This is a genomic window from Candidatus Chromulinivoraceae bacterium (assembly GCA_035478595.1).
Classification (GTDB): Bacteria; Patescibacteriota; Saccharimonadia; order Saccharimonadales; family Saccharimonadaceae; genus CAMLKC01.
Genome location: DATIJL010000003.1, coordinates 20,003 through 44,759, shown reverse-complemented (window position 1 = coordinate 44,759; position 24,757 = coordinate 20,003). Strand labels below are relative to the sequence as shown.

At 47.2% G+C, this 24,757-nt stretch carries 30 protein-coding genes and 1 tRNA gene; 11 read left to right on the top strand and 20 right to left on the bottom strand.

What is annotated here, in order from left to right:
* Positions 1-45: 45 nt before the first annotated feature.
* The 4 genes from VLG36_00770 to VLG36_00755 form a co-directional block, all read right to left on the bottom strand.
* On the bottom strand, positions 46-1,254 hold the full coding sequence (locus VLG36_00770) for a hypothetical protein (GenBank protein HSW77313.1): 1,209 nt from the start codon (positions 1,252-1,254) through the stop codon (positions 46-48).
* Between the two features lie 176 nt (positions 1,255-1,430).
* Positions 1,431-1,598, bottom strand: a complete 168-nt coding sequence (locus tag VLG36_00765) for a hypothetical protein (protein HSW77312.1) — start codon at positions 1,596-1,598, stop codon at positions 1,431-1,433.
* Between the two features lie 85 nt (positions 1,599-1,683).
* Positions 1,684-1,890, bottom strand: a complete 207-nt coding sequence (locus VLG36_00760) for a hypothetical protein (GenBank protein ID HSW77311.1) — start codon at positions 1,888-1,890, stop codon at positions 1,684-1,686.
* A gap of 514 nt (positions 1,891-2,404) precedes the next feature.
* Positions 2,405-2,605: a hypothetical protein gene (locus tag VLG36_00755; GenBank protein HSW77310.1), complete on the bottom strand. Its 201-nt coding sequence runs from the start codon at positions 2,603-2,605 to the stop codon at positions 2,405-2,407.
* On the opposite strand from VLG36_00755, the gene VLG36_00750 reads away from it, so the two are divergent.
* The gene (locus tag VLG36_00750; GenBank protein ID HSW77309.1) at positions 2,600-3,232 is read left to right on the top strand and encodes an IS1595 family transposase; all 633 of its coding nucleotides are present in this window, start codon (positions 2,600-2,602) and stop codon (positions 3,230-3,232) included. The genes VLG36_00755 and VLG36_00750 overlap by 6 nt on opposite strands.
* Here the strand turns inward: VLG36_00750 and VLG36_00745 are convergent.
* Entirely contained in the window at positions 3,229-4,518 is a 1,290-nt protein-coding gene (locus VLG36_00745) for a hypothetical protein (GenBank protein HSW77308.1), read from the bottom strand. The genes VLG36_00750 and VLG36_00745 overlap by 4 nt on opposite strands.
* Before the next feature lie 206 nt (positions 4,519-4,724).
* On the opposite strand from VLG36_00745, the gene VLG36_00740 reads away from it, so the two are divergent.
* Positions 4,725-4,970 carry a hypothetical protein gene (locus VLG36_00740; GenBank protein HSW77307.1) on the top strand — a complete coding sequence of 82 codons (246 nt, stop codon included), beginning with the start codon at positions 4,725-4,727 and terminating at the stop codon, positions 4,968-4,970.
* 136 nt (positions 4,971-5,106) lie between these two features.
* Positions 5,107-5,424: a hypothetical protein gene (locus VLG36_00735; protein ID HSW77306.1), complete on the top strand. Its 318-nt coding sequence runs from the start codon at positions 5,107-5,109 to the stop codon at positions 5,422-5,424.
* Positions 5,425-5,534: 110 nt separating this feature from the next.
* On the opposite strand, the gene VLG36_00730 is transcribed toward VLG36_00735, so the two are convergent.
* From VLG36_00730 to VLG36_00705, 6 genes are all read right to left on the bottom strand, one after another.
* Positions 5,535-6,104 (bottom strand): adenylyltransferase/cytidyltransferase family protein, encoded by a 570-nt coding sequence (locus VLG36_00730; GenBank protein ID HSW77305.1) that lies wholly within the window; start codon positions 6,102-6,104, stop codon positions 5,535-5,537.
* Between the two features lie 10 nt (positions 6,105-6,114).
* Positions 6,115-6,489, bottom strand: coding sequence for a response regulator (locus tag VLG36_00725; GenBank protein ID HSW77304.1), 375 nt, complete (start codon positions 6,487-6,489; stop codon positions 6,115-6,117).
* A 2-nt stretch (positions 6,490-6,491) separates the two neighbouring features.
* Positions 6,492-8,063, bottom strand: a complete 1,572-nt coding sequence (locus VLG36_00720) for a HAMP domain-containing sensor histidine kinase (protein HSW77303.1) — start codon at positions 8,061-8,063, stop codon at positions 6,492-6,494.
* Positions 8,054-9,151 carry a DUF3048 domain-containing protein gene (locus VLG36_00715; GenBank protein ID HSW77302.1) on the bottom strand — a complete coding sequence of 366 codons (1,098 nt, stop codon included), beginning with the start codon at positions 9,149-9,151 and terminating at the stop codon, positions 8,054-8,056. The genes VLG36_00720 and VLG36_00715 overlap by 10 nt, the downstream gene beginning before the upstream one ends.
* Before the next feature lie 63 nt (positions 9,152-9,214).
* Positions 9,215-10,651, bottom strand: coding sequence for a glutamate--tRNA ligase (gene gltX, locus VLG36_00710; protein ID HSW77301.1), 1,437 nt, complete (start codon positions 10,649-10,651; stop codon positions 9,215-9,217).
* A gap of 96 nt (positions 10,652-10,747) precedes the next feature.
* Positions 10,748-11,692 carry a hypothetical protein gene (locus tag VLG36_00705; GenBank protein ID HSW77300.1) on the bottom strand — a complete coding sequence of 315 codons (945 nt, stop codon included), beginning with the start codon at positions 11,690-11,692 and terminating at the stop codon, positions 10,748-10,750.
* Between the two features lie 137 nt (positions 11,693-11,829).
* On the opposite strand from VLG36_00705, the gene VLG36_00700 reads away from it, so the two are divergent.
* The gene (locus tag VLG36_00700; GenBank protein HSW77299.1) at positions 11,830-13,296 is read left to right on the top strand and encodes a PEGA domain-containing protein; all 1,467 of its coding nucleotides are present in this window, start codon (positions 11,830-11,832) and stop codon (positions 13,294-13,296) included.
* A gap of 138 nt (positions 13,297-13,434) precedes the next feature.
* On the opposite strand, the gene VLG36_00695 is transcribed toward VLG36_00700, so the two are convergent.
* A complete protein-coding gene (locus VLG36_00695) occupies positions 13,435-14,715 on the bottom strand; it encodes a sortase (GenBank protein HSW77298.1) in 1,281 nt (426 codons plus the stop codon).
* Between the two features lie 59 nt (positions 14,716-14,774).
* Here VLG36_00695 and VLG36_00690 point away from each other — a divergent pair.
* Positions 14,775-14,861 (top strand) — tRNA-Leu (locus VLG36_00690).
* A gap of 114 nt (positions 14,862-14,975) precedes the next feature.
* On the opposite strand, the gene VLG36_00685 is transcribed toward VLG36_00690, so the two are convergent.
* Positions 14,976-15,287 (bottom strand): hypothetical protein, encoded by a 312-nt coding sequence (locus VLG36_00685; protein ID HSW77297.1) that lies wholly within the window; start codon positions 15,285-15,287, stop codon positions 14,976-14,978.
* A 134-nt stretch (positions 15,288-15,421) separates the two neighbouring features.
* Here VLG36_00685 and VLG36_00680 point away from each other — a divergent pair, with 134 nt between their 5' ends.
* Positions 15,422-15,595 (top strand): hypothetical protein, encoded by a 174-nt coding sequence (locus VLG36_00680; GenBank protein ID HSW77296.1) that lies wholly within the window; start codon positions 15,422-15,424, stop codon positions 15,593-15,595.
* Between the two features lie 104 nt (positions 15,596-15,699).
* Here VLG36_00680 and VLG36_00675 read toward each other — a convergent pair whose 3' ends face one another.
* On the bottom strand, positions 15,700-16,410 hold the full coding sequence (locus VLG36_00675; protein HSW77295.1) for an alpha/beta hydrolase: 711 nt from the start codon (positions 16,408-16,410) through the stop codon (positions 15,700-15,702).
* Between the two features lie 150 nt (positions 16,411-16,560).
* On the opposite strand from VLG36_00675, the gene VLG36_00670 reads away from it, so the two are divergent.
* Complete coding sequence (locus VLG36_00670; GenBank protein ID HSW77294.1) at positions 16,561-16,998, top strand: hypothetical protein; 438 nt, start codon at positions 16,561-16,563, stop codon at positions 16,996-16,998.
* 148 nt (positions 16,999-17,146) lie between these two features.
* On the opposite strand, the gene VLG36_00665 is transcribed toward VLG36_00670, so the two are convergent.
* The 3 genes from VLG36_00665 to VLG36_00655 are packed head-to-tail and all read right to left on the bottom strand — an operon-like array spanning position 17,147 to position 20,511.
* Complete coding sequence (locus VLG36_00665) at positions 17,147-17,725, bottom strand: hypothetical protein (protein HSW77293.1); 579 nt, start codon at positions 17,723-17,725, stop codon at positions 17,147-17,149.
* 21 nt (positions 17,726-17,746) lie between these two features.
* Positions 17,747-19,711 (bottom strand): FtsX-like permease family protein, encoded by a 1,965-nt coding sequence (locus VLG36_00660; GenBank protein HSW77292.1) that lies wholly within the window; start codon positions 19,709-19,711, stop codon positions 17,747-17,749.
* Entirely contained in the window at positions 19,708-20,511 is an 804-nt protein-coding gene (locus VLG36_00655) for an ABC transporter ATP-binding protein (GenBank protein HSW77291.1), read from the bottom strand. The genes VLG36_00660 and VLG36_00655 overlap by 4 nt, the downstream gene beginning before the upstream one ends.
* 297 nt (positions 20,512-20,808) lie before the next feature.
* On the opposite strand from VLG36_00655, the gene VLG36_00650 reads away from it, so the two are divergent.
* Positions 20,809-20,943 (top strand): hypothetical protein, encoded by a 135-nt coding sequence (locus VLG36_00650; GenBank protein HSW77290.1) that lies wholly within the window; start codon positions 20,809-20,811, stop codon positions 20,941-20,943.
* Positions 20,944-20,966: 23 nt separating this feature from the next.
* Here the strand turns inward: VLG36_00650 and VLG36_00645 are convergent, their stop codons facing one another.
* Together VLG36_00645 and VLG36_00640 are read right to left on the bottom strand one after the other, a co-directional pair.
* Positions 20,967-21,215 carry a hypothetical protein gene (locus VLG36_00645; GenBank protein ID HSW77289.1) on the bottom strand — a complete coding sequence of 83 codons (249 nt, stop codon included), beginning with the start codon at positions 21,213-21,215 and terminating at the stop codon, positions 20,967-20,969.
* A gap of 148 nt (positions 21,216-21,363) precedes the next feature.
* Positions 21,364-21,831 (bottom strand): helix-turn-helix domain-containing protein, encoded by a 468-nt coding sequence (locus VLG36_00640; GenBank protein ID HSW77288.1) that lies wholly within the window; start codon positions 21,829-21,831, stop codon positions 21,364-21,366.
* 86 nt (positions 21,832-21,917) lie between these two features.
* On the opposite strand from VLG36_00640, the gene VLG36_00635 reads away from it, so the two are divergent.
* The 3 genes from VLG36_00635 (at position 21,918) to VLG36_00625 (ending at position 23,394) form a co-directional block, all read left to right on the top strand.
* The gene (locus VLG36_00635) at positions 21,918-22,241 is read left to right on the top strand and encodes a hypothetical protein (protein HSW77287.1); all 324 of its coding nucleotides are present in this window, start codon (positions 21,918-21,920) and stop codon (positions 22,239-22,241) included.
* A gap of 97 nt (positions 22,242-22,338) precedes the next feature.
* Positions 22,339-22,755, top strand: a complete 417-nt coding sequence (locus tag VLG36_00630; protein HSW77286.1) for a DUF1761 domain-containing protein — start codon at positions 22,339-22,341, stop codon at positions 22,753-22,755.
* Positions 22,756-23,025: 270 nt separating this feature from the next.
* Positions 23,026-23,394, top strand: a complete 369-nt coding sequence (locus VLG36_00625) for a nuclear transport factor 2 family protein (protein HSW77285.1) — start codon at positions 23,026-23,028, stop codon at positions 23,392-23,394.
* A 207-nt stretch (positions 23,395-23,601) separates the two neighbouring features.
* Here VLG36_00625 and VLG36_00620 read toward each other — a convergent pair whose 3' ends face one another.
* Positions 23,602-24,405, bottom strand: coding sequence for a helix-turn-helix domain-containing protein (locus tag VLG36_00620; GenBank protein HSW77284.1), 804 nt, complete (start codon positions 24,403-24,405; stop codon positions 23,602-23,604).
* Between the last annotated feature and the right edge of the window lie 352 nt (positions 24,406-24,757).

Here is a 24,757-nt window from a genome sequence, read left to right as displayed (position 1 = left end):
CCGAAGCCGCCCCCTCCCTTCTCATCTTGCTGACGATCGAACTGCTCAGATCAGGCCGAGCTCCTGGGCCTTGGCATAGAGCCGCTTCCAGGGGAGGTCACGAACGATGGAGTCGTCGTCACCGTGAGCCAGACTGGGGCTGCGCCTCGAAGGCATGTAGAACGTGCCTTCGAGGTCACCGTGGGCCAGCTGGACGAAGCCCAGGACGATCACGTTGTCCAGTCGTACATCACCGTGTGCGGCGCTGACTGACGTCAGGACGCAGCGACTCTTGCGGATGTCTCCGTTCGGCTTGTTGATCGGAGCCAGAGCGACCTCACGAAGACGCGCCTCGTACCACGCGTCATCGTGCTCGGGCTCAGCGCCGAAAGGGTGGCGGCTCCCGAAGGAGTCGACATCCAGACCGGCAGCCTGAAGCTGTTCCGGCGTGGCGTAGCGCTCGACCTTGACGCCGCGCGCCTTGCCCTGCTCGTAGTCCTCGACGATGTCCCGCAGGTACGCGGGCAGCTCGTCGCTGAACAGCTCGTGCGTGACGCGGCGGGTGTCGGTCTCGTTGTTGACGGCGAGGATGTGCCGCGTGACCGCGTGGATCACCGCCTCGTGAACGTTATCCGACAGCTTGGACCAGTCGTTGCCGAACCGGTCCGGTCCGACGAGGAGCAGGTTCTGGGCGCCGGTCGCGAACGGATACAGCATGATGCGCTGGTCCCGTCCGAGCGCTCGCTCGAGCGTGGTCGGCCAGTACTGGCTCTTCCACTTGCGCTGGGGCTGGGTGTACTTGGCCGCCAGGTGGCGGACGTACTCCAGCGTCTCGGCGACGTTGAGCAGGCCGTCCTCGTTGGGGATGGCCCACTCGCCGCTGCCGTGGAGCTTGGCGTTCGCCTGCTGGACTGAGTTCTGCTGGCCGATGAGGGCCACCAGTTCGTCGGCGTCTTCGGGGTGCTCGGTCAGCTCGTTAAAGAGCTCACCGAGTCCCATGTCGCTACGCTTGGTCGGCATGACCACGGTGACCGCCATCGGCTGGGCCGGAGCGGCCGGGGTCGTGTTCCCGATCAGTTCGGCCTCGCGCATGAAGTCGAGCAGGGTGCCGGCCACCTTGAAGGCGTTGGGCATCGTGCCGAGCTGCTTGGCGAGTTCGAACTTGGTGGCGCCGAGCTGTTCGACAGTCTTGTCGGCGAGTCGCTCGTTGAGCTGTCCCGCCGTGGTGTCGTCGAAGACCTCCGCGCTACGGGCCATCTCGATGACCTCGCTCATGCTGGTGTTGCTCACTTTCGGTCTCCTTGAAGTTCGATGTGCAGATGAAAAGGGCGATGTTTCCGCCCTTTTGGAGCGTAAAATCTTTCATATTTTAACATAAAAATCAATAATCTTCAATAGTCATCTCGGGCGACTTCTCGGGCGACTATCCCCTCACAACAAGTACGCTAGATTTATTTAAATGTGGCGACAAGAAAACTAGCCGCACTGATAGCGATGGCCAGCCATGCGGTAATGCTTGAGCGTTTGGTCACGCGGATAAGTTCTTGAATGTCTTCTTTCGTAGAAGGATTGGCATTATAAAGTGGCACCGATGGTCTCCGTAGGTTATAAAAATTCATTCAGCTACAATAGTAGTATGTGATATGCTGTACGTTGTGACTCAAGCTCGGCTCTTGAGTCCCGGACCACGATTAACGTCGTGGTCTACTTCTTTTTAGTGCCGTAAGGGCTCTGGTTCGTCGGTTTTAAGCTGACGCCAAGGTCTTGTGCTTTGCTCTGAACCGCACCTGGTGTGCGTTCAAGCTTCAGACCCATGACCCGCGTTGGCGTGTTGTGCTTCGCAAGAGATTTCAATTGAGAAATCTGCGAAGGTGTCCAATGCTGGCCGGAATTGGCTGGCTTCTTTACCATAAAATTCCTTTCCTGGAGCACTGACGAATGGGGCATTGGCTCCTGAAATCGCAATCGTCGGCCGAGACGACGAGGTGATCTCGTTTATCCGCCCCCTAGTTGTGACAAGAGTTGCACGCAACAAGGCGACAGACAAAAAGGATCCTTAACCTCTCGCCCGTGCTCCCTACCTACGTACCTTTCACTTTTAATTTTATCACCCAATTGTGTCATTGGAAAGCAATTAGACGCTATATATGCCGTGTTTATTGCTACATCACTACTTTTGCAGCCTGGCAATTCGGTTATGCTCGTAATCAAAAAGGGGTTATGATAAAGTAACGAACAACGCGACTTCGCACGTCGTAATAGAGAGTCTTTCTTCCCACCACAAACAAACGCCAGGGGGCGTCTGCACCTTCATCACTATTTTGCTAGCACCTCCTTTGGGTGTTTTATTTTGGTTACGCTCTCGCGTTGACATCAACCTAAAGAAAGGAGGTACATACTGAACGCCCTTCCATTTTCTTTTTACTCAACCTATTTTTCTCTGCTCGTGAGGCGCAGCAGGAGATATACCGTCAAGCAGTTCCGGATGGACTTTCCAGATGATGACGTCTGCCTCGACCTTATTTTCAAGGCGCGCTTTGGCCACGTGAAGGATTGCCCACGCTGCGGCGTCATAGACACGAAGTTTTTTAGGGTTGCTGGACGTAAGTGCTACGCCTGCATGCACTGCAGCTACCTGTTCTCAGCCTCTAAGAACGGCGTTGCGGCTAAGGAGTTAGAGCGCCATCTTGGCGTTACATACAAGACAGCCCATCGCATGGGCCACCAGGTGTGCCGACTGATGTTCCTTGCAGAGAAGATCGGTGGCCGCGGTATAACCGTCGAAGCCGACGAAACATACTACGGTGGTCGACGCAGGTTCTCGGCCGGCCCGCGACACAAGGTCCCCGTTCTCAGTGTGGTGGAGCGTGACGGGGAGGTGCGAGCGCAGGTATCCGACACAGCCTCGATGAGGCGCGCGAAGACATTTCTTCACGAGAATATCGAGTTTGACAGCACCCTCTATAGCGATGAGTCGAAGATCTACCTCTGGACGAAAAAGTATGGGATCAAGCACGACTCAGTTAATCACGCGCGCCGCGAGTATGCTCGCCATCGCGTGTCGACCAATACAATTGAGGGGTTCTGGAGCCAGCTAAAACGCTCAATCGACGGTACGTATCATCGTGTCTCACGCAAGTATCTGCAGCTCTATGTTGATGAGTTCACCTGGCGCTATTCGCATCGCAGTCAGGCTATGTATCCAATTTTGTTAGGACGCGCGGCATTGTGCACTATTTGGGACGGCGGCTAGTCGTCTAGTAAACCAACGTCTTTCAGCCGTGTATAGAAGTTCTTACCTTGTTTGCCAGTCTCTATTACCTCGTTCATATTACTTGAGTCTTTAAGATAGTGACTTTCGCTGAAGGTGATGCCCACACTGTCAGCAGGAGATATGGTCCGCATGACCTCGCGACCAGTGGTGCGTTGCTTACTTGGTAGGTTGTACTTCTTCCCGTCTGCCAGCCACTGACTTGGCCATCGTCCAGTTACGCCAAGTGTAATATCGCCAGTGACGACTTTAATGTCCTTGCCCTCTTTCATTACCCGACCCCGGAAGGACTTATTCGTATCAACCTGGAAGGGGCGTGATTCATATCGCTTAAATATTTCAATCACCTGATCGGCTGCCGATATGCCCAAGCCCTCACTGACCCTCGCCAGCTCTTTGGCAGCCTGTGTCTTATTACCGGAGATAGCCAGGCCAACAGCTTCGAGAGTACTCTTCGCTAATTGGTATAGCTGTTCCGCCCGACCAGGATACGCCGGTGTCCGGTTGCTCTGTTTAAAGGCGACAAGAAGTTCTGGAATCATTTCTAAGGGCAAGAAAGGCACGAGACCGTTCTGTATTCCTTTTTTCCATGCTCCGGAAATTTCCGGAGCATGGATTTTCCTGTGGTGGATGCTAAGCGTAAAGTCCACAAATGAGGTGGCGCTCAACCATTCGGAAAATGAGTCTGTTTTTACCCCTATGAACTGTGCGATGGACGGCAAGCTTATGAGGATAAGACTCTTAACATCAACCCCTTCAACAGCTGGTGTATCAACGCGAACAAACGTAATAGATTCAGGAAACTGAGATGCTATCGGTGCTGGAAGATCATCGTCTGAATCGACGAAGTCCTTTTCCACAGGTTTTTCCACAACCTCAGGCTCGTCGGCTGCCGGCACCGTTGGATCGCCGTCCTGCAGTTCGCCTTGTTCAAGGAACCATTCTTTTAAGTGGGCAATCTTCTTCAGGAGGTCTTCCTCGGTTTCCTGATCAGTATATGCAGCCACATACCGACTAAAGATGCCGTCCACAACCATCCGACGAGTTAGATCGTCATAGAATACCTCGCTATACTGGAGCTCAGGAAACTGTCGATCGAGCTTAGCCTTGAGATCTTCGATGTACGGCTTAATAAGCGTACTTGGCAGGAAGCATTGCTTACCATGGTAATCAAAGGCGTGAAGGCGCCCCGCTGCATGGTAGCGATAGGTTTTCTGGCGATAGAAATACTTCTTACCTAACTCGTCCTCGGCTTCGACCGCTGTCATTAGTCTGAATTTATTATCAACCGCCATATGCCTCCTTGTTACACTTTGGCTATATTCTGTAACAATTATCCTCCGGTTAGCGATAGTTGGCAAGAGGAAAAATGAGGTCTTGGGCCACAAAAATATTTACTGGAATTCCCGTACTTGTCGTAAGGGGATAGTCGCCTCATCTCGTTAGGAGTTTATTGACGTGCTATACTTTCTCCATGAAGAAAATTCTTGTAGAAGCGGCAGGCTGGTATGGTGTTGGGGCAATTTTGCTCGCTTATGCATTCGTTAGTTTTAAGATAACACCGGCCGATGGGTTACTATATCAGCTACTTAACCTTACAGGAGCGAGTGGTATTGCGATTATTTCAGTTATGAAAAAAGCTAAACAGCCTGCAACCCTTAATATCGTGTGGGCTGTAGTGGCACTCATCGCACTTTTAAACATAGCCGTAAGAGGCTGAGGCCGTTTAATTTGACTTTATTACTTCATCATGTTATAATGTATGCACATGATGTGTAGGTACGGCCTCGATAGGTACGAACTCGATCGTGAAGCACCTACCACCAACCCCGATTCCACATGAGAGGACCTTTCCCATGGGTCAGCACTGCAAGCCGGTCGTCGTCGTCGGCAACCTCGACGAGCTCAACAGCGAGCATGACGGTTCGACCGTTCTGGTCCGCGCCGAGGTGGACGTCGTCCGCACCACCTACCTGATGGTGAAGGACACCACGCCGCTCGACCGGCTGGTTCTCGTCGTCAAGGCGAAGATCGGCACGGGTCACGGCTTCCCCTCGGGGATCTCGAAGTCCGTCGTCGACAGCGCACTCAGCTACCTGGACGGTCTGGATGAGTCCGACCCCCAGAAGATCGACGTCTTCGCTTCCGAGCGGGAGCTCGTGGCCGCCGTCTGACGGTTCGTGGTGGTGGTCCGGATGGGCGACTTGGCCGGCGATATTCTCGCTACCAGTCGCCCATCCGGCAAACTACTTAGTCATCTGTAAAAGCACCTAGAATAGGTGTTTTATTTTTTATACAGATTATTCTGGTAAGCATAGGCGGCGACCGGAGTGCTCACATGCTCGTCCTCACCCGTTCGTATGGTCGATGAACATGCTTCTGAAAGTGAGGTGGTAATGAGAGTGTACTCTAGGTGTAGAGTAGAAATAGAATTCAGTACTGGCGCGAGTGACTCTGTGGTGTCCTTACCTCTTAGACCCATGGCAAATCGAGCAGTTTGAGCCAGCTTCTCAATTCCAGGCCACAAAGGGAGCGAACGCAGTACATCTGAACCTAATAGGAATGTAAATTGGCTATCTGGAAATAATTGCTGCAGCTCTGGCAATGTATCTGTAATCGTGAACTGAGAAGAACGGACGGATAATGGACGAAGACCTTCGTAAGGGACTGTTGCAATCTCGAGCATGGCAAGGCGGTGTTTGAGCGGGGTAACCTCGGTTTTAAAGCGAGGTGTGGTCTCTGGGAGATAAATGATTTCATCGAGCTGAAGCTGCTTAAGCGTCTCGAGGCCAAAAACTATATGACCAGCATGTACGGGGTCGAACGTACCTGAATAAATACCGATATGACGCACTTTAAAAGATTTACCGAAGTTTCTCTATGATAGCGAGAAGTTTTTTAGGGGTGATTTCTGCCTTAATAAGATACCCGTCTGCGTTATGTTGCATAGCCGCACGAGATTCGTCATCTTGGTCGAAGTTGGTCATAACGATCACCTTGGTATTCGGGATCAGATCTTCTTTTCCGCCACGCAGTGAAGCGAGGATCTCGCTACCGCGACGCTCTGGCAACATGATATCGAGTAGGATTAGGTCGTAGTGTTTGTTGCGCGCGGCGACAAGCCCATCGTTACCGTCTACCATCCAATCGACGTCGTAACCTGATTTTTTAAGGCTACGAACGTACATTTCGCCGATAAAGCGATCATCTTCGATACATAGAATTGATTTAATTGCCATTTTTAACCCCTGTACATTGCATGATTCTTAATCCATCCATCCTCGTTGTGCTCGATGAGGCCTTCGTTACTACCCTGACTTGCGGTTAGTTTGTCGGCGACGGTGCTGTAAATTGGTAGACTAAACTCAAACGTTGATCCCTCACCTTCGGCACTTCTAACCCCTATTGTACCACCATGCGACTCAACAATGGCCTTACAGATGTAAAGTCCAATACCAGTACCGGCGACGGTTTCGCGTGACCGGTGTGAACGATAGAATTTATGAAACAAATTACTTACGACGCTACTCGGCATGCCGATGCCATGGTCTTCAACGGCAACCTTTACGAAATCACCATCTTTACGGGCAGATACATTAACGAGGCCACCCTCATTACTATATTTGACGGCATTATCTATGAGGTTCGAAAGAACTTCGCTAATACTGCCTCGATCGGCGGCAACAGTCGGTAGATCTTTAGGAATAGAAACAGAGAGCATGCGGTTTTGGCTCGAAGCACGAAGCTGCATATCGTCACTGATCATGTCATAGATATCTGAGAGCGAATCCTGGCGTAGTAAAACCTTAAGATGTCGACGGTCGTAGCGTGATGCATTGAGGATGTTATTAACATAGCTTGAAAGACGGTTTGCTGAAACAATAAGGCGCTCGAGCAGCTCATGTTGATCGTCTTCGAGCCTTTCGGCGAGTTCATCATTTAATACGTCGAGGTAGCCACGGATGACCGTAATTGGGCCGCGTAACTCGTGGGCGGCAAATGCAATGAAATCGAGGTCATCGTCTTCCGGTTGGTAGTCGGAAGTACGTTCAAAGAGCATGATAACAACTTCAGCTTCGCTTCCCTTTTGGTAGGAGGCGGTGATGTCATAGATTTTACGGCCTTCTTCGCCGGTGATCTTATTAGCGACGCGTAACCATGTATGGTCAGCGTGAACGGCGTTCTCTTCGCAGTCGATAAGCCATTTAGTGAGGGTTGTATCATCATCAAAGATAAGATCGACTACTTTTTTTCCATTTGGATCAGTATGAACAGGTGCCTGGGTGTTGGCATATAAGATATCTTGCTGGGCGTTCATAACAATGAATCCAGCGTTTGTATTGTTGAGAGCCGTAACTAGTTGCGTCACTTCACTAGTGGAGGCTGCCATTTTCTTCTTATCATCATCTGACACATCTTCATCAGAGGCTAGCTGGTAGATAAGTTGCAAAAGTGGCTTGAAGCCGTCACGCTCAAAATGACGAGCGTTGGGGTTGGGTGGCGTAATATTAGTCGGCTCTTTAGAGGCGTGGGTTAAAGCGCTGGTAAGGTCCTTGAGCGGAATTAGCAGCTGGTTAACGAGAATAAGGTTAAGGCCAGTGCTCATAACCAGGACTGCAAGGAGCGCAATCCAGGTGTAGGCTCTATTGGCATCAATGACACCGGTCATAAATAGGACACACGCAATGATAAGGGTCATGACAATCTGCATGAGAATTGTCAAAACAATCGCATATCTATTAAAGCGCGGCCAGTAGTCACGCACCATTACCGGTTGCTTGGCGGCCTTTTTTTGCGGTTCTTCTACTGCCACGAAACACTCCCTCTTCCGATTGGTACTGCGGCTATCCAGGTTTGGCCGCGTACTAGTGGCACATCCTTGCCGTTTGTATCGGTAAAGGTAATCTGACTTGCCTGGGTGGCTTTATGCCATGTCACTGTTTGTGCAGTGCCGTTTTGAAAGATGACTGCTTCACCGCTACCAATGGCATTGATATTTTCCCGGTAGCCATCTTCAAGAACGGTTGTTTCTTGCACTTTCATAGCCACGACAACTGCCGGAGTGATTTGTCCCTCTTCGCGGTCGAGGTGTGGTGCACCAGCAAGAATCCTGTTGTAGTTGTTTGTGGTTGGGTTGTAGGTATAGTTGGTGTCATAAAGTGCGCTTCCAAAGCCAATAGCAATTTTAGTTGCGTCAGGCTTTGCAACGGCTTTGCCATCCGTACGGGTAAAACCAGTAAAGTGTGATTCGGTGTAGCCTTTGGCGACATTGAGTGCATCGAGTTTTGCAAAGCTCGTGTACACGTTGTGAGGCGCATAGCGGTCGGTTGCTCGCCAGTAGTAAGCGCCATTAAAGAATTCATCGATATCACGGTACTGTCCATTTCGGACGGTAGCGAGTGCAGCTGCACTACCGCCAACATGGGCGACACTGGCATTAAACGGCGTAAGCCAATCTACATAGTAACTACGGACGCTTCGGACTGGCCCGATAAGCTGAGGTTTGTCCTCTTGGTGGAGTGTTAGATAGCGAGTGATGCCACCTTCGGCAATAGCCTCAAAGACAACCCCCGCTTCCTTTATACCGGATTGTGGACGGGCTGAGGGGCTGTTTTCGATCATGATGGCAGTGACTGGTTGAATGGTTGCTGCTTGGTTGGCTACTTGATTCCCTGTGAGCGGCGAATAGTAAACAACCGGCACAACTGGTTTAGGTTTTGGATGCACGGCGGCAGTCACCTTTGGAGGGTCGGGCATCTTTTGATTAAGTAGGGCAAAAGCGATGCCGCTGGCAATAAGAATAAGTACTGCCCCAGAAATGGCATAGGTAGTCGTACGGTGATGACGAATCCAATCACCGACACGCTTGAAGAGACGGTGTTTTTTTGTTTCTTCGATCATGCTTACGGTTATTATATCAGAAAAAACCGGCTACGATACCGGTCAAATCTATACGCTTTTAAGCTAATTGGCAGATATGCTGTCGATGCTATTTTTGAGGCGACGTAGTGCCGTTTCTTTTCCGAGCGCTGCAAGCGTGTCATTGAGCGCAGGACTGAATGGGGCCCACGAAACGGCGATACGAACAAGGCTAAATAGTACGCCTGGCTTTTGTCCTGTTGTTTCGAGGAGATTGTTAAGTGCTGCTTGAATAGCATCTGGTGTAAAATCGCAGGTTTCGAGTGCTGATTTTGCTGCCATGAGAAGCTCCGTTATCTCCTGTGTCGATAACTTTTTTAGCTGCTTGTTCTCTGAGATCATAGTTAAAGCAGGAGTCGGATCGGCAAAAAAGTAACTCGTCATAAGAGGGAGATCGTGGAGCGTTTTAAGACGGTCTTGAACAAGACCAAGTATCTGCTTTCTTTGAGCTTCGTCCGCCGTCTTAGCGCTTTCTGGCCAAAAATCAGTCACACGGCTATAGAGGTCATCCAGGCTCAAGCGGCGCATCCACTGGCCGTTAAGCCAAATAAGACGCTGCTCATCAAAGCGAGCGCCACTTCTCTGAACGCGGTCGAGAGTAAACTTGGCAATGAGTTCTTCTTTTGAAAAAATCTCCTGCTCAGTTCCATCGTTCCAGCCTAGGCTAGCAATGAAGTTAAGGAGTGCTTCAGGGAGAATGCCATCACGAATGTAGTCCAGTACATCTTTAGCGCCATCTCGTTTGCCTAGTTTTTTACCACCAGTTGGCGCCATAATATGTGGCATGGTCGCAAAGACAGGATGTTCAAGACGAAGAGCCTCGTAGATATTGAGATAGTTTGGTTGACTTGATATAAACTCTTGTCCACGGAGAATATGAGTCACCTTCATTTCAGCGTCGTCAACAATATGGGCAAAGTTATAGGTAGGATAACCATCCGATTTGATGAGAATGATGTCGTCGATCACCTCTGGTCCGGTAGAAATTTCACCCATGACTTCATCGTGCCATGTGTAGGCTTTAGGATCGCTTTTAAAACGGAGTGGCTGTGTACCATCCCAAGTAGGTGGGTGTTCTGGACGGTGATTTCGGTATAAGAATGGTTGTTTGTTGGCGACGGCGTCATCTCGGAAGGCTTGGAGTTCATCTTGGGTGTATGGGTCTGCATAGGCGCGACCATCGTCGATGAGCTTTTGTGCCCACTCTTTGTACGTCTCAAGTCGCTCACTCTGCTTGTAGGGTGCGTATGGGCCGCCAAGGTTAATTCCCTCGTCGTACGTAATCCCTAGAGTCTCGAGACATTTTAAAAGATGTGCTTCGCTACCCTCTACTTCACGTTTTTTGTCTGTATCTTCAAGACGAAGAATAAACTGGCCATCTGCGTGGCGAGCAACAAGATAGGCAAAAAGCCCAGTGCGGATATTTCCGACATGTAAAAAGCCAGTCGGACTAGGGGCAAAACGAGTTCGAACAGTAGTCATAATAACTTTTACTATAGCATATTTTGCTCTTATGATCTGTTTTCTATCAGTTAAGACAGATGTTGGAATTCTGTGTAGTCTAATCGAGGCGATTAACTACATGCTAGTAGCGATGTGGCGAATCTGGTCGCCGGAGAGTGGTGCATCGCCGCTAATGGTGTAAAGCACGCCGCCGTTCACCCATGCAGCGTTACCGCCGTAGGTGTAGATGGTGAGACCGTGTTCGTCGTACGTAATGTAGTTGTCGCCGGCGTGTTGTTTGACGTAATTATCTAGAACAGCGCTTGAGTCCCAGCTTGTCTTTGCTTGGGCAACGGTAAAGCTTTGTGGACCGGCATTAGCACCAAATTTCATAGAAACTTCACCTTGACTGTATGCAACAGGACCTTTTAAGCTGTAGCCGTCTGGGTGATATGACGGGAAACTAGCATTTACGCCAGCTTGAGCTGCAGCAACACGAACTGAGAGACTCGGCATGTTTAAGTACGTGAAGTAACCGCCAAGAAGTAGGAGCGCCAGCGATGCTGAAGCCACGCTAAACATGCGAGGAAAACGACGCTTGGTCTTAACTTGTTGGTGATTCGCACTGTGGCTCTGTGCCTTCGCAAGGGACTCTTTGATTGCCTCTTGCTTAATAACTTGCGCTGGTTTGGGTATAAGTTTTGCTTGCTCAGACTTTTTTACAGCTTTTTGTTGAAGTTGTTGATTAGCTTTGGCGGCAATTGGATGGATGGTTGGGGCAATATCCGTCGCCACTGAGCGAGCTAGCTGTTGTTTAGCGCCACTTGGATGTGGTGCGAATTTTGCAACGGCTGGGTGCATAGCAATGTCTTGACGCGGAGTGAGCGAACGATGAGCGGACACACCGTTCATGCTCTTTTTCACGATTTTGCGATTCAGTGTTTGTGATTTTTGGGCCGTTTGGTGAATGGCATGTGATGAACGAGCAACCTCGTGAGCACGAGGCTCTACCACATCAACGGGGAGTCCTGTGTGGACGTCGTAGGCCCGACCGTTGATTGTGACTGTTTGCTTGTTCATGTTTGCTTCTCCCCTACTGTTACTATGCCAAAAGCGTTTTACGTGGGTAATTCCGCATGTGGTTTGTTACATTTCATAGTAGGTAAAAGGCAGTAAATATGCAAGTAGTTTCCCCTAAAATGCTATAATGAGCGTACATGTACCACTCGCCTTCAAAACGCCAGCAACTTATTAAGCGAATAATATCATACGGATTTATGACCGTTGCCGTGGTCGCATTGGTCGTCATATTAGTGTTTGTTATGCTCGGTTACCGCTTTAATCAAAACGACGGTCGGATTGAGCAAGGCGGACTTGTCCAGTTCGATTCTCAGCCTAATGGTGCGACCATTACAATAGATGGCCAAGTATTTGGAACTAAATCACCTTCTAAAACCACACTAACGGCAACGAATCACACTATAGCGATGAGTCGTAGTGGCTATCAGACCTGGCAGAAAGATATCAACCTATCTGCTGGTGCGGTACTGTGGCTTAATTACGCGCGCCTTATACCGACTCAAATTAAACCAGAAAGTGTTAACAATTTTGCGACGGTTACAAGTACGGCGGTTTCACCGGATCAAAAGTGGATGGCAGTTAAGGAAAAGCCCGATACGGCAAATATTCAGTTAGCTGATTTGAGCAACGACACGGTTAAGATGACGCAGTTAGATCTTCCGACAGAAAGTTTCACTCAGCCCGATGCTGGTAAAACACAGACCTTTAGTTTGCAAGACTGGGATGCTGGTAGTCGGTATATTATTGTAAAACATACGTATAACGACGATAAGACAGAGTGGTTGGTTGTGGACACTCGTGACATGAGTAGTACTAAAAATGTCTCAAGGCTTTTGGACATTCAGCCTTCCAAACTAGTATTTAGCGGCAATGACAGCCACATTTTATATGCGCAGATTGGAACCGATGTTCGCAAGGTTGACCTTGGAGCAGCGACACTTTCTCGTCCACTTGTTACGAATGTAGATGATTTCTCTATTTTTGATCAGACGACCATTACATACTCCACTCTTCTTGATAGTACAACAGGCTCTCGTACAGTCGGCTACTATGAAGATGGTAAAGATAGCCCTGTAACTCTCGCGACCTATAAGGACAACGGTAAAGCGCCACTGCATCTTGCCCTTGGCCGTTACTTTGGAGATATGTACGAAGCGATTAACTATGGCGACATGGTTAAAATTTATACAGGTAATCTTCCGACAGCAACCTCTGCCTCACAAATGCGATTACTTGCGACAGTGACTATACCTGGCGGTGCGCAGTATCTATCTATTCGTACGGAAGGTCGGTTTGTTATTATGCAAAGTGGTGACACGTTTACGACCTATGATCTTGAACTTAAGAAAACAACGCAGACTGCCTTAAAAGGTGTATCACCAGTTACAAAAAAACTTGGTTGGATTGACGGTTACATGCCATGGAGTGACCGAGATGGCATGTTGCGCTTTTATGAGTTTGACGGCACTAACCAGCACGATATCATGCCTGTTACTGAAGGGTTTGATGTAGTTCTTAGCCCGAATAATCGTTATGTTTATGGTATTCAAAAAACAGCCGATGGTGTGTATCATCTTGAACGCGCACGACTGATTCTAGCGTAGTCTTTTAGTAGACGATGAATAATATTGACGATAAATGACAAGCGGTATAAAGCTGCATGATAGACGCCCACGAGTTACAGTGGGCGTCTAGTTAAATATCTTGCTTATTCGTGTACGCTTTACTCAGCGATACGAAGACTAGTTACCACCGCCACCGAAGATGCGCTCAACAAAGGTTGGTGAGCTGCCTGGGATCGATGCTGGAGCCGTATTGCCGCTACTGCTTGGTGCTGGTGTAGCATTTGCAGGATCAGGACTCACCTGCTCGGCTGTAATGAGCAGACGATTTTGTGAGGTGCCGAGTGGCGTACAGGTGATAAGTGTTAGAATAGGCTTTGTTGTTGGGTAAACAAGTGCTGAAACGTCGGTCGGTGATACGACCTGGGTTTTTGTTACGGTGTAAGTGTAGCGTTTACCTTGGTAATTAATAAAGATCGAATCGCCGTTTGTTAAGTGATCAAGCCGTGCAAAGATGAACTTATAGTCCCCTTGATCAAGGAGGTCGTTACTTGAGTGACCAGACAATACCGTATTACCTACTTGACCCGGGTGGCTATCGGCACCTGGAATACCAAACCATGCCACACCTTTTTGCATTGCAGCCATTTGCGAGTCGTAATCTGGTTTAGTATCCCAAATCGCTGGTACGTCGACATTGATTTTAGGGATGATAAGCTTTGGATCTGGACTAACCGCTAGGTCGGTCGAAGGATTGATAATGATGTTCGCAGGGTCGATCGTACCAGGGCTGACGTAGGCCTGGACATTGGCAATTATGAGGCGGTTAAACTGAAGAAACAGAAATAAGAGCACGACACCGACTGCGGCAGTAATAGGGACAAAATGGCGACTTTTTCGGACTTTCTTAGCGGAATTGCGTACCCTTCCGAGTAGCTTACTACGGAGATCATACATAGCTTCGTCTCGCGTCATAGACTCGGGCTCTCGTGGCGACTGTGTTTGAGTCGCCTTCGATGGAGGGGCTACAGGCGCCGTTGTTGCCTCTTGCGTGCGAGCCTCAAGTGCTTGTCTTGCATGATAAACCTGGCCAATATAATACCGCTCATAATACTTTTGATAGTAATCCTGCCAAGCACTATGATATTGTTTCCACTGCTCTGCTTGAACATGTGCATACTCAGAATGTGTTCGCTCGTAAGGATTGGCTGCTTCTAAAGATTGTCCCTGTTCTGGGGATTCTTGAGTTTTTTCGGCTGGAACAGCTGGAGTGGTTTGTGGAGTTGGTGTTGAAGTGTTGCCACTATATATGTTATCTAACTGGTCTCGAACGATATTTGCCGCCGCGATAGCGGTGTTTTGACTAGGATGGCGCTCTGGAATCGTGGGGTTATGAGCAACCGGCCGCTGTGGAACGAGCGGAGTCTGAGAGCGCTTATCTGTTGGGTCGCTGGGGTTCATCTATGGATTCCTACTATCATCTATTGTACAATACATTGGACTGGCTGTTACAATACCACGCCGCGGTGGTGGAATCGGTAGACACGCTAGACTCAAAATCTGGTGAGCATTTGCTCGTGCCGGTTCAAGTCCGGCTCGCGGTACCAAAGTAAAAAGACGATCCATCTGGTCGTCTTTTTACTTTGGTCTGAAATTGCAAAAGGAAATCCCCGTGACATGTGCCACGGGGAAGACCCTACTTCATCTGAGTTTTCGGGTCGTCAGCTTATGACAACCCAGAACGAACGTTCGGCCGTCGCCCCGCCTCCGTTGTTGAAGACGAGGTCTCGGTTGATGAGCCGTCGGAGGCTTTCCTCCAGCTCGCGTGCGTGGGAGAAGATGTTGATATCCAGGGTAACATCACCCCTCCTCTCCGCTTCGAGCGCGATGCGCATGTACACGCAGTCGCCGTCCTTGGGTTCGGCCAGCCGAACGGGCTTGCCCTTGACGCGGCCCTCTGTACCGTCCTTCGCGATCTCGCGAAGCACCCCAAGCACCAACTGATCGGTCTGGTCCTGAGTCCTCGAAGACATTTAGGTCCTAACTCTAGACGATGGGTCATGTATATTATAAAACTTTTATGATGAGTATGCAATATTTTTCAACGGCAATTATCCCCTCAGGTCATAACTCACATTCGGAGTAAGTGCAGTATATACTAGATAATATGAGTGCAAAAAAATCGATACAACCTATTAAGAAAGACATACGACAGCAAAAAGCAATCGATGAAAAGATTAAAACTGAGAGGGTTACGCTCAGTCACCCAAACGGCAAAGAGCGATTTGAAAATGCTCTTAAGAATGCGAAGAAAAAAGCCAACCCCGGCAACGAAAATTAGGTCTGCTACAGCCTACGTCCTAGGTGTCCCGAGTTCATAAAGAGGCCGGATGCTTTGTCTGAAACAGACGTAGCGGAGGCTCTTGCACTTGTCTTGGTATATTCTTAATTAGCAGCCTTCAGACGAGCAGCAACCTCGTCAATTGTTTTTGCAAGTTCGACGGGATGCTTGAACGGTAATTGATGACTATCATCTATCCATTGTATAGAAATTGATGGATACTGAGCCACGAGGCGTTCAGCACTCGCGCGCCATATTTTGTTATTACGTTCGGCATGAGCACCCTTTAAGCCACCACTCTTTTCTGCGAGAACCATCGTTATAGGGCAGCTGGCGTTTGCATAGTCACCTAACAGCTTCTGCCTGCGTGCATCAACCTCAACGACGATATCGGCGAATGCATCACCCCAAATCTGATAATTATATGGTGTAAATCGTATCAAAAGTCTGCTGAGTTTCATGATGGGGCTTTTGAGAGATTGCCGTAATTGAGTCTCATTCTCAATCAGTGGCTCAGTAAGAGGCACGGCACCATCTATGAGCACAAGTCCACCCACCTCACCAGGATGCGCAACTGCATATGCTAAGGCGAGATCAGCGCCGAGTGACCAACCAACGACAATCGGTTTGTTAGAATTGACCATACTCATAACACTCTCTGCGTCACTTAAGAAAGCATCGAATGAGTAGTCACCGGCTACTGATGCCTTGCCGTGGCCACGGAAGTCAAAGGTTATTATTTGGTAATTGCCTTTGAGCTCTTGGATAACTTTCTTCCAGCTAATCTGAGTCGCACCACCTCCGTTAAAGAAAATGACTTGTTGGCCTTCACCCGTAATCGTGATTGGTAGAGTGATATCTTTATTTTGTATTTGCTTTTTTATTATGAGCCTCCTTTTTATAGTGAGTTAAGATCAGTATATCAAATATTTCAGATATTTATGAAAACTGATATAATCACCTTTATGGACAAAGAATCACTCGCTTTTATTGAAAAGATGGAATTATTCGGGCACGCTACTGGCATGCCTCGAAGCCTTGCGCGGGTAATAGGCTACCTACTTATCTGCGAACCCGTTACTCAATCCGCAAAGGACATTCAGGAAACACTAAAGCTCTCGACAGGTACGGTCAGTAACGTGCTTGCTGTCTTGCGCAGTTCAGGAATGGCACGACCCGTAAGTGTACCAGGTATGAGGAGTATGCTCTATGAGATTGACTCAAGCAGTTGGAAGCGCAATGCAATCCATCGTTTAAAAGCTTCTTCTCAAGCACTTGAAGTAGCTGGAGAAGGCTTACAGCTAAAACCAGGGAATGATAGGGTTAGGGCAATGTACCGTTTATATGAGGTATTCGATCGAGAAGCTGATGTGTTGATCGCGAAACTTGAGGAGATTAAATAGGATTAATTGCCCGAAGATAGGAGATGATCTCGTTGGGACGGCTCGCACGTCGGCAGCCAAATAAAAGAAAGACGCGATGCCTTCTTTCTACCTGGCTGGAGAGGAGGCGCATCGTCCAAACTTTGATGAAGAGCTATAACTAAGCATCTTAATGCTCAGTCTCCCCAGTACCGATCATAGGCTGTACGCTAAAAAATACGATGACAAAATGGAATATTGCCAATACCGGTATCCATGAGATATTCATATAATCCCACATAAGACCGCTCAGCCAGAGGGTAAGTAAAGTCCCCACTTCAAGGGGGTAGATAAACCAAAATATTTGTATCGCACCTCTAAAATAAGAGAATAGCTTGTTGACATAACTAACCCAAAAGACAATCAAAAAAACCAACATTAAACCTACGACAAAAGAGAAGAATACATGACTCATTACGTCCCCATAGCTAGCAGCGCTAAACCACCATGTGTTAAGATTTTGCGCAAACCAAATCACAAGACCTAGCAGAGCGCTTCCATATGCAGCAATATTGAGATATGGGTATCTTGGCCAATGACGACGGTATGCCTGCTGACGCATTTTGTCGTCTTGTGCTCGTTGTCCGTAGGTTTTAGGTTTAGGATATAGCTCAACCAGGCTAGACCGGTCTGAATTACCCTTGTTAGCTCCCTTTGAGCCGGAGAGATTTGTTATTGCAGAATGCGAGATACTAGGTCGTTTAGACACACTCTTAGTATACATGACGTTTTATTCGTCTCGGATGTCACGTATCGGTGGCCGCATAACATTTCGAATAAGGGGCTGAGCACCCGCTGCTATACTAATAACAAATATCGACGCCACGATTACAAGCAGTAGCGGAGAGTTAAGATTGAAGAGACTGAAAGTTGGAGCACTATCGATAATACCAAATATCGTCACAGCGGTATCAGTCAATGTGCGTCCATAAAAGTAATTAATAAAGAATGCAAATAGAATGCCGAGTGTCAGAGATATGAGTATAATCCGTACCGAGACAAGCACTATATACACAATGTAAATCGTAGTAACATCACGACGTTTTGCACCCATAGCGCGATATACAGCTGTTTCCCTGCGGTTTTCAGCCATAATACGAGAGACAGTAAACCAGATAATAATTGTAGCAAGACCAAATACCACAGGAAACGCGATGACGGCAATGCGATTAAACATGTTACCAATTTCATCAAGAATCAAATAGTTTGATCCATACGGACCAGCCTTGAATTTTTTATCACAACTAGTCGCAGACATCGGACAGGTTTCGTTCGTAAGGAACGCACGTGCATCACCTACGGTTACAAATTCAAGAACACGAGTAGCAAATTCGTCATACGCACTCGCACTCACGGGAGCACCTGCACTATCTTCCTGTTGTATTGCATCTGCTTTAAGTCCTTTAGGCAACGAATCATACATCTGAATAGGAATATCGAGCGTCGACGAATCTTCTTGTGGCGCAAGAAGGTTCTTTAGATATTCGTCAATGCTCTTTGAGTAGTCAGAATAGGGTTTAGCATACTTAATGCCGACGATCTGAAATGTCAAAAGTTCATGACTCGGAGCGACATACGTACCCAGTTTCTTTTGTGTGTCTTCCGCCTTAGCATCGGCCTGTTTTTCGAGTGTTGTACGTGTATCTTCTTTGACGATAATATCACCGCACGGCTTTGTAGGATAGTCGTAGATAAGGCTTGGCTTTTTATAATCTTTATTGTTTTCATTACTTTTCATTTCTGCATAATCATGTTGGATTTTTTCAAGAAGCGCTTGTTCAGCCGTGTTTCGATAGCACGACTGATAGGTGGCTTGATTAAGCTTTGTTTGGATATCTTTTAGCCATGCTCGCTTTTCGCTCGCGGCTTCAGGTTCTTTGCCGATACCAGCCTTTTCGCCAAAAAGCGAAGCGGCTTCTTGGGCGGACACAACGACAGGAATACCCTTCAGATTGGTAGTATCTGTCGTAAGCAAATAGCGGCTAAGAAGACCTTTATCTGTAAAGCTATAGCTACCATTATGAATAGCATTTACATAGTAGCCATACGGCGTCGAATCTCCCGATTGCAACTCAGAGGTACTAAAATCCTCTTTATTATCTTGAAGTAGACGCAAACCAGGAAAGGGCGGTAGTAAACTCGGTTTGTCGACGTAGTAGTAACCGCTCGCTCCATATTTATCCGCAACCAGCTTAAGATCACTCAACTTATTTGTAGCCACTTTAGTATAATCTTCAATTTTTTTGTTTCGCAACGCTTGAATAACAGGAGATGACCAGTTAATAGTGACCCGCTGCTCCTCTGGCAAGGTTGTTGGCGCCCAGGCTGCAGGAACTAGCGCCGGAACTTCCGCGTCCTTACTATATTCAAGACCAAGCGTTTTGTATTTATTCTGTAAGTCTTGGTAATAGCTTTTTTCGAAAGCTTTTATTGCCCGAATATCACCTACTGATGGTGGATTAATAAAATCTATTTTTTCATATGGTATATTGGGCGATGTCTTTACGAGGTAATGATTATTGCCAGCTTTTTTAATGAATTCTGTTGCGCTTTTTTCAGCTCCCGTAAAAACAACCACCATCATTATCAGAACTGCAAATAAAAGGCTTGCTACCATAATAGACGTAAAAAGCATACCTCGTTTCGAGCGCAGTTTAGTACTGGCAAGCGTAAATGCATACGAGAGCCGAATCATACAATGACCCCATCCTTTAGTTCGATAATACGATCGGCCTGACGAGCAATTGCCATGTCGTGGGTTACTACAACAATTGTCGTGCCTAATGTATCTCGTATAGTTCTAAATAACTCACTGACCGTTTTGCCATTTACCGAGTCGAGATTGCCTGTTGGCTCATCAGCGAGGATTATTCGAGGATCATTAATCAATGCTCGTGCAATAGCTGCTCTTTGAATCTGTCCGCCAGATAGTTCTTTTGGGAAGTGCTCCGCGCGTTCAGATAATCCGACCTGCTGCAGAAGCTGCTCAACCTTTGCATATATGTTTTTCTTCGTTTTACTCGTAAACATTGCGGGGACGGCTACGTTATCGTTCAGACGAAGAAACGGCTGCAAATAGAACGATTGAAAGATAAATCCAATAGCGTTCTGGCGCAACTCACTTAAGGCACTGTCACTCAGATTGGTCGTTTCTTTTGATTCTATTATTATTTTTCCCGTACTAGGCGCTTCAAGACAGCCCATAATTTGCAGAAGCGTGCTTTTACCACTTCCACTAGCTCCTGTGATAGCCACAAATTCACCTTTACGAACTAAAAGTGATATATCGCGAAGTGCATCGACAGTTTGCTTGCCAAGTTTGTAGCGCTTTGAGACGCCTTCCATGTGAATGATTTCCTCATTTACCCGTTGAGGATTCTTATGATCATACGTAACAGATGCCACATGTTGGTGTATATACCGAGCTAAAGCCGCATGTGCCGCAGAAACATCTCCATTAAATAGAGAAAGGAATTCTTTTATCTTGTCATCCAAAATATTTACCGTACCTACTATTCAGCAATCGTAAATCGAATGTTTATTGATAGTATAACAGATAAAGCTTATGTCTAATATCTTATTATGTTAAAGCTTTTTGACTACTTTGTTGCTGATATAATCTAGACGCCAGAAAGCTTCCGGCCGCTCAGCTCACCAACGGCGGTGCTTACGCTGGAAGTGTGTCTACGTCTCGAACTACGGCGGCAGTTTTCACCCGTTGGGTTCGAATCCTTCAAAAAATCCAAACAAAGAAATAACCCAAGCCTCGTAAACGAAACCTGGGTTATTTCCATGGCTGGGAATGAGTCTGACAGATGGCACCCCTCGGTTGAAGATTTTATTCTTGTTGGTCAAAAGCTAGAGAAGCTTGGCTTTGTAGTTAGTAAAGGCGGAGTAATTATCATCGAGCCAGAGGATGTCGCATGATCCCACGTTTCCTCCGTCATGCTCTAGGCCTCGCTCCAAACAGCTTTGTATTTCTCGCTTTGCAGCAATTTTTCAATGTCCGTTTTAAGCTCTTTAATGTCGTCGGCGCTGAGTGGTTTAAAGTTGTCGTAGAATCCAGTTTCGCGATGTGGAAGTTGTATGGCGTCGCCATACTTTTGGATAGTCGCCGTCGTGGCACGACCATAAATCTGCATATGCAGTGTTGGACCTTCGGGCTTAAAAACGCCCCAGTTACCCTGACACTTTAACACATTCTACCGAGACTTTGGATGTGAGACTGCAAAGACAGGTTGACCAGCTGAAGAATCGGGTAGCGCTCTTAGAGCGTAAAGTTGACTAGCAAGGGCTTTATACAACTCATTCTGATCTCTCGAAGATAGAAAATAACCCCGCACGCAGCTATCCTCGCTCAAGCTGCTTCATAACGCTATCCCCACCATTCAGTACTGAGCCACCCTTCACAACCGTCTGTCGGACAAGCACCACTAGTTTGTTCTTATCGATTGCAGCTTGCTTCACCCACGCCGAGTTAGAGATAATCAAGGGATTATATGCTACGCCCCAGTTGGCCATTTCAACCAATAATGGGATGAAAAGGTCGAGTCCTTTGTTGGTGAGCGAGTATATTACTTTGCGCTTGTCTATAGTATCCGCAGCTTTGGTTAGCAAGCCTTGAATTTCAAGATTCACTAATTTGTCTGCCAGCATGCTAGTGGTAACGCCCTCATTCGAAGACAGAAATTCACCGTAAGTTCGTTTACCGTAAAAAACAATGTCACGCGCGATCAGTAATGACCACGGATCCCCAATGATATTAGCTGTATAGGCAATGGGGCAAGTAGTTTGATCACGTACAGCTTTTTTCACATCTTTATCATAACAGAAACACTTGGTTTTTCCAAGTGTTGTGATACGCTAGGAATGTATTAATAAAAAATAGAGGAGCAATGGTTATGACAAAGTACATTTTTATTTACAAAGTAAACGAGGCTTACGACTTGAGTACGTTACCTGAACCAGAAGTTAAGAAGATGCTCGAGCTTTGGGACGCCTTCTTTGAGTCACTGGGGTCAGCAGTTGTCGATAAAGGTCAGCAGTTTAAATTTGGTGGTAAAAGTGTGAGCCAATCTGGTGTAAAAGATGCCGATAATTTACTTGTTGGTTTTTCCATAATCGAAGCAAAAGACTTTGATGGAGCGCTCGAAAAAGCAAAGAATGTACCAAGCGTTCTAGGTGGCCAAGGTACTGTCGAGATTTACGAAGCTTTCGGGGCCTAATAGTATAATTCTCTTCTTGTGATTGACAGTGTCGCCATATTGTATAGATAAGTTGAGCTGTTCGATCACGAGAAGAGATCTTTAAGGGGAAATATATATGTTTGCACATGTTTCATTATGGGGAATAGCGCTAAGCGTCGTTGCAGCAATGGTTATAGGTGGCGTATGGTACAGCCCTGTTATGTTCGGGGCACGGTGGATGAAAGCAATAAGCCTCACTAACGAGGCTATGAAGGCGAGAACAAAGAGCGCTCTTGTCGTATTAGTAGCGGTATATACGCTAACAGCCTATGCACTTTCGCTCTTTACAGCTTATTTTCATGCTTATAATGGAGGCAGCGGGCTCAAGGACGGCCTCATTACTTCGTTGTTAGTCTGGCTAGGCTTTGGCGTAACGACAATACTTGCTCATGGCGTATTCGAGCCTCGGGACAGGTCGGTTCTTTATGTTAACATAAGCAACCGATTTGCTACCCTCGTTGCTATGGGACTAATCGTTGGAGCGTTTTTTTAGATATTTCATAACTTTATAACGACAATACTCTTAGGCTCAAATAGTTCTATTTTTGGGCTAGTATGTAGCTATGAATAACAATTCATTCCTGCCTGGGTCACAGGAATTGGAGGAGTTTTAACGACCTAGCCACGCCAGAGCTAACTGACTCCTAGAGTTAACGCTGGCTCCTCGGCTCGTGTCGGTGCAATGATGTGCTACATGGGCCGATTCTACAATACCTCGAACGACAATAATGGCGCGCAAAAAACATAATCAAGGAGTAAAATCATGGATGCGACGGCGAAAGAGATCATTAAGAATTTTTACGACAGTGCTGCAAAGAAAAGCGATAAATGGCAAGAGAACTTGGCGGATGAGGTGAGTTTTTCAGTTGCGAGTGAGAAGAAATTTGCAGGAAAAGAGACGTTTATTAGGACGTATACAGCCGTGCTTCAGGCTGTAGAAGAAATGGACGTAAAACAGCTGATCACCGGAGGTGACACTGTTTGTGCGATTGTAAGCTATGATTACATATCACCAATGAAAGCAAGACTCCATCAAGAGGTTGCAGAGGTTTGGAAGGTAGTAGACGGAAAGATAGCGTCGTTTACTCTTTATTATGACGAGGGCGAATACCGCAGTTTTATAGGGAAGTAAGATGGTATCTATCTGTCCTGTAGTCAACATACGGATAGACTAGTCTGCATAGATAAAAGACGTTCTGAATTGAACGTCTTTTATCTGTAATAATCTCCTGGCTGACCTAGTGTCTCGAAATTGGAACACCATCTATCAAAGTTTATGCCTTATGCATAGGAAACTTCGGGAACTTATCGTCGTATAGAGACTGAGAAGCTGATGATATTAGGCTAACCAGAGGTTCTTGTCTGTATCTCTAGCGATTTCCCAGAGATGTTCAAAAATGCCACGCATCATAATGGCATAGGGCTTATTGATAATTTCTATCCCAACCTTTTGCTCTTCTTGCCAGTGATAGATACCTACGGTATCGTTATATATCGTCATTTGATTCTGTAACGAAATGACATCAGGTTCAATAGTACGTGCACGGTATGCGCCATGCATAGACTCTTTATGAAGCATGAAGATAGGTTTATTGTTATCATTTGGATTGAGTATCTCACGCACATCATATGCTGTTTTGGTCGTATGCAGACGAAGTTTTTGAACCCAGCGACGGTCACTCACTAGGTCTTCCATGTTTCCGCCACCCAAAAGAAGGTTTTCTCCTTTGGTCTTTAGCTCGTGCCATAGCATCTGCTTAAAGCCCGCATCTCCTTCGTAAGTGCGGATAATAAAGCGACTTGTCTCTCCGTTCTGCAGCGCTGTGAGCGATGGTAGGAGCGCCGTCAGTGCTTGACGTTGCCGTCTTACTTTTTCTTCCCGATCAGCAAGACCGACCTCAAGTGTTGAAGGATCTGCTGCAGTTAAAAAAGCCCCGCGTTCGTCACTACGCTTAGCGACTAAGCTCTTTTTCTCCAGTTCGGCGACTAAACGATATACCTTGGTCCTATTTATGCCCGTCGCATAAGATAGACGTAAATATGTAGCGGGCTCTTGGAGTAACTCAAGATAAAGTGTGGCTTCGTCTGCGTTTAGGCCAAGAAGGCGCAACTGTTCAAGGGAGTAGCTCTTTCTGTTCGACATTGTGAACAGTTTATATTAGATGGTCACGTTACGCAATGTTCAGCTTGCAGAGGCATGAGTCGGGTTTTATAAGTGACTAAGCCTTAACGATGACTGCGAGCAGTGCAACAGACCTCTTGGCAGATATTTTTTGTAACAACAACGTCATCTATAGTGCTAATCTGGCTAGTTCATATCTCGTGTTTCGCTTAATACAGCTCTCTGCGCGCCAGTACCGTTGTGGGAATTTTCGTGGATTCGTACCTGCTTCTTTACGGAGGCGCGGCTTGAGTGGTATAGTAAAGTAGTTTTTAACATCTAATATGAGTATACTTCATTCAACAGACGGCAGCTCAGCTGCTATTACATATTT

Bases quoted from the DNA above. Each gene is read 5' to 3' on its own strand.
- VLG36_00770 (HSW77313.1), bottom strand. From the start codon at position 1,254: ATGAGCGAGGTCATCGAGATGGCCCGTAGCGCGGAGGTCTTCGACGAC.
- VLG36_00765 (HSW77312.1), bottom strand. From the start codon at position 1,598: ATGAATTTTTATAACCTACGGAGACCATCGGTGCCACTTTATAATGCC.
- VLG36_00760 (HSW77311.1), bottom strand. From the start codon at position 1,890: ATGGTAAAGAAGCCAGCCAATTCCGGCCAGCATTGGACACCTTCGCAG.
- VLG36_00750 (HSW77309.1), top strand. From the start codon at position 2,600: ATGCACTGCAGCTACCTGTTCTCAGCCTCTAAGAACGGCGTTGCGGCT.
- VLG36_00745 (HSW77308.1), bottom strand. From the start codon at position 4,518: ATGACAGCGGTCGAAGCCGAGGACGAGTTAGGTAAGAAGTATTTCTAT.
- VLG36_00740 (HSW77307.1), top strand. From the start codon at position 4,725: ATGAAGAAAATTCTTGTAGAAGCGGCAGGCTGGTATGGTGTTGGGGCA.
- VLG36_00735 (HSW77306.1), top strand. From the start codon at position 5,107: ATGGGTCAGCACTGCAAGCCGGTCGTCGTCGTCGGCAACCTCGACGAG.
- VLG36_00725 (HSW77304.1), bottom strand. From the start codon at position 6,489: ATGGCAATTAAATCAATTCTATGTATCGAAGATGATCGCTTTATCGGC.
- VLG36_00715 (HSW77302.1), bottom strand. From the start codon at position 9,151: ATGATCGAAGAAACAAAAAAACACCGTCTCTTCAAGCGTGTCGGTGAT.
- gltX (HSW77301.1), bottom strand. From the start codon at position 10,651: ATGACTACTGTTCGAACTCGTTTTGCCCCTAGTCCGACTGGCTTTTTA.
- VLG36_00705 (HSW77300.1), bottom strand. From the start codon at position 11,692: ATGAACAAGCAAACAGTCACAATCAACGGTCGGGCCTACGACGTCCAC.
- VLG36_00700 (HSW77299.1), top strand. From the start codon at position 11,830: ATGTACCACTCGCCTTCAAAACGCCAGCAACTTATTAAGCGAATAATA.
- VLG36_00695 (HSW77298.1), bottom strand. From the start codon at position 14,715: ATGAACCCCAGCGACCCAACAGATAAGCGCTCTCAGACTCCGCTCGTT.
- VLG36_00685 (HSW77297.1), bottom strand. From the start codon at position 15,287: ATGTCTTCGAGGACTCAGGACCAGACCGATCAGTTGGTGCTTGGGGTG.
- VLG36_00680 (HSW77296.1), top strand. From the start codon at position 15,422: ATGAGTGCAAAAAAATCGATACAACCTATTAAGAAAGACATACGACAG.
- VLG36_00670 (HSW77294.1), top strand. From the start codon at position 16,561: ATGGACAAAGAATCACTCGCTTTTATTGAAAAGATGGAATTATTCGGG.
- VLG36_00660 (HSW77292.1), bottom strand. From the start codon at position 19,711: ATGATTCGGCTCTCGTATGCATTTACGCTTGCCAGTACTAAACTGCGC.
- VLG36_00650 (HSW77290.1), top strand. From the start codon at position 20,809: ATGGCTGGGAATGAGTCTGACAGATGGCACCCCTCGGTTGAAGATTTT.
- VLG36_00635 (HSW77287.1), top strand. From the start codon at position 21,918: ATGACAAAGTACATTTTTATTTACAAAGTAAACGAGGCTTACGACTTG.
- VLG36_00630 (HSW77286.1), top strand. From the start codon at position 22,339: ATGTTTGCACATGTTTCATTATGGGGAATAGCGCTAAGCGTCGTTGCA.
- VLG36_00625 (HSW77285.1), top strand. From the start codon at position 23,026: ATGGATGCGACGGCGAAAGAGATCATTAAGAATTTTTACGACAGTGCT.
- VLG36_00620 (HSW77284.1), bottom strand. From the start codon at position 24,405: ATGTCGAACAGAAAGAGCTACTCCCTTGAACAGTTGCGCCTTCTTGGC.